The sequence below is a fragment of the Mesorhizobium sp. M7A.F.Ca.ET.027.02.1.1 genome, from assembly GCF_004022985.1.
Taxonomy (GTDB): Bacteria; Pseudomonadota; Alphaproteobacteria; order Rhizobiales; family Rhizobiaceae; genus Mesorhizobium.
Window position 1 is genome coordinate 1 of sequence record NZ_RZOL01000581.1, and the last position, 2,822, is coordinate 2,822.

Annotated in this window: 3 protein-coding genes; all 3 read left to right on the forward strand. The window is 61.6% G+C overall.

Annotated elements, in window-relative coordinates; genetic code table 11:
- A partial coding sequence (locus tag EN749_RS33710) for a virB8 family protein (RefSeq protein ID WP_245491555.1) occupies positions 1-673 on the forward strand: 673 nt, incomplete at its 5' end.
- A complete protein-coding gene (gene virB9, locus EN749_RS33715) occupies positions 670-1,506 on the forward strand; it encodes a P-type conjugative transfer protein VirB9 (protein WP_128364794.1) in 837 nt (278 codons plus the stop codon). The genes EN749_RS33710 and virB9, both read left to right, overlap by 4 nt.
- 61 nt (positions 1,507-1,567) lie before the next feature.
- Positions 1,568-2,822 (forward strand): type IV secretion system protein VirB10 (gene virB10, locus EN749_RS33720; protein ID WP_245491556.1); only part of this gene is annotated, 1,255 nt, incomplete at its 3' end.

The following is a 2,822-nucleotide window of genomic DNA, read 5'->3' on the forward strand; positions in this document are numbered from 1 at the left end:
GTACTACGTGGATGCGGCAATCTGGGAAACAGATATCGCGCGGCGCAATCGCTGGTCGCGATCTCTGGCGTGGTGTGTGGCAACTGTCGCCTCGGTCGTTGCCGTTGCAGCCGTGGGAGCGCTGATCCTTGCGCTGCCGCTCAAGACCTATGAGCCCTACATGGTGGTGGTCGACAAATCCACGGGGTTTGTCGAGGTGAAGCGGCCGCTGGCTGACGGTCCTCTGCAGCAGGACGAGTCGATGGGGATGTTCGATATCGTCCGTTATGTTAAGGCTCGCGAGACCTACGATCCGAAGGCGCTGAAGGACAACTTCGATCTCGCGCAATTGCTGAGCACCGGCGATGCCTCGAGGGAGCTCGTCGAGCTTTTCAGCCCGGCAAACAAGGTGACGAACCCCGTCGTGCTCTACGGGCGAAACACCGTCGTGGCAGTGAACGTGAAGTCGGTGACATTTCCCAACCAAAGGACCGCCCTGGTCCGGTTCATGACGGAGGAAAAGAGCCAGGCCAACACAGTACAGCGGCATTGGGTGTCGTTGATCCGGTTCCGCTACACCGGCGCGCCAGCCAAAAACGAGATCCGTTTTCAAAATCCGCTCGGCTTCCAGGTGCTCGAATATCGGCGCGATCAGGAGACGGCGCCGGCACCCACCGCGGAGACTCCGCAATGAAGGTCGCCGGCATCCTGACGGCAATCGGGCTCGCGGTTTGCGCGGTTCAGCCAGCCCTTGCCGAACAGACCCCTCGGGCGGGATCTCGTGACAGCCGCATTCGCTTCGTCTGGTATCAGAAGAACGATGTGGTGTCGGTGCCAGCCAGCTATGGCGCCTCGACCATGATCGAATTCGGCGATGACGAGAAAATCGAAACCCTCGGCGCCGGCGACGTCCCGGCCTGGAGCATCGAGCCCAACAAGAAGGGCGATGTGCTCTTTGTGAAGCCGATCGAGAAGAATGCGGGCGGGAATCTCAACGTCCTGACCAACAAGCGCAGCTATGTGTTCTTCCTGAAGGGCGAGTTTCGGCCGGTTGCGCAACAAGTCTATGCGATCAAGTTCCGCTATCCCGAAGAGGCTTCGGACGCGGCGCTGATGGACGAAGCCCGGGCTAGGGCGGCACAGCCGAACCGGCAAGGCTTCAAGGCGGAAAATGCCAACTCGTCCTATGCCTATAAGGGGTCGTCGGCAAATAAGCCGCTCGTGATCTACGACGACGGCGTAAAAACCTGGTTCCGCTTCGATCCGGCAAGGGAAGTGCCGGCGATCTATGTCGTCGACAGCGAGCGCAATGAGACCCTTGTGAATTATCGCCGCGAGGGCGCGTACATCGTCGTCGACAAGGTCAATTACCAATGGACCCTGCGCAACGGCGACGAAGCAACCTGCGTCTTCAATCTGAGACTGAACAATGTGAACGAACCGAGCGGGCTTGAACCTTACGAGCCGCAGCGTGTCGGCGGTGGGACTGTTCGGAAAGTGAGGGGACCCGATGCCATCTCCCAATGAGTACCGAATGCTCGCTGAGGAGGGCACGGCGGTCGCCGCGCCAAAATTCGGGGCGAGCACATTGTTCAAGATCGCCGTGCCGCTGGGTGCGGTGGTCTTTGCCGGCTGGATGATATATGCGGCGACGCGTGCGCCGGACAAGCCGCTGTTGACGGCGGCGGATGGCGAGGAGTTCCACACCACACAGTTTCCCGCACCTGGGCTCGATACGCCGCGTCCCCAGCTTGATAACGGGACCCTGAAAATCCCGACGGCTCCCGAGGAGCCGCCGGCGGCGCCGGCGCAGCCGCCGTCGACGATCGAGGCTCCCCCTCCCCCTCCACCAGCATTGCAACCGCCTGAAGCTCCACCGCAGGTCCAGGACGATTCCGAGGCCCGTCGTCTGGCTGAGGAAGAACGGCGCAGGCAAGAAGAAGAGGAGCGCCGAAAATGGGAGCGCTTGCGCGCCAAGCAGCTCGTCGTCGATAGCGGCGATGCGCCTGGCAGTGCATCAGCACCGGGCGGCAATGAAACGGATGCCGCGGCGGCCGGAAACGCAGGCGAGGGCGAGGAGGACCCCAATCGGCGTTTTTTGGCACGGGCGAGCCGGAGCGGAGCGGATACATCGAAAGCCACGATGAACCCGCGCACCGACGCTCTGGTCGCCCAAGGGACGATGATCAAGGGCGTCCTCGAGACCGCGATTCAGAGCGATCTTGCCGGTATGGTTCGAGCCGTCGTGTCGGAGGATGTGTGGTCGTTCGACGGTCGCAGGGTTTTGATCCCCGGTGGCTCCCGCCTTATCGGTGAATATCGCAGTGGCCTCGCAACCGGCCAAACGCGGGTGTTCATTGTATGGACACGCCTGCTTCGATCGGACGGCATGTCGGTGCAGCTCGGTTCGACCGGCACCGACGAGCTCGGTCGCAGCGGCATGCCGGGCGAGGTCGACAACCATTATTTCGAGCGGTTCGGCTCGGCGATCCTTTTAAGTGTCGTGGGTGGCGCGACGCAGTTCATCGCCAACCTTGGCAACGACCAGAACGGGTCAAACACCAATCAGACCTCTACTGATCCGCAGACCGGACAGACGGTGACAATCCAGACGCAACCCAACCAGTACATGCAGAACGCGCGCCAGATTGGCGCGCAACAGGTTTCGCAAAGCCTCAACCGCATTGCCGAAGAGGCGCTTCGCAACTCGATCAATATCGCGCCCACGATTCATGTCGATCAGGGGGCACGGATCATGGTGTTCGTGCGCCGCGACCTCGATTTTTCCGAGTTCTATCCGGACCCGGTGCGCGAGGCGTTGAGGGAGATACGACGTGAGCGGG

Coding starts and splice junctions, on each gene's coding strand:
- virB9 (WP_128364794.1), top strand. CDS start 670: ATGAAGGTCGCCGGCATCCTGACGGCAATCGGGCTCGCGGTTTGCGCG.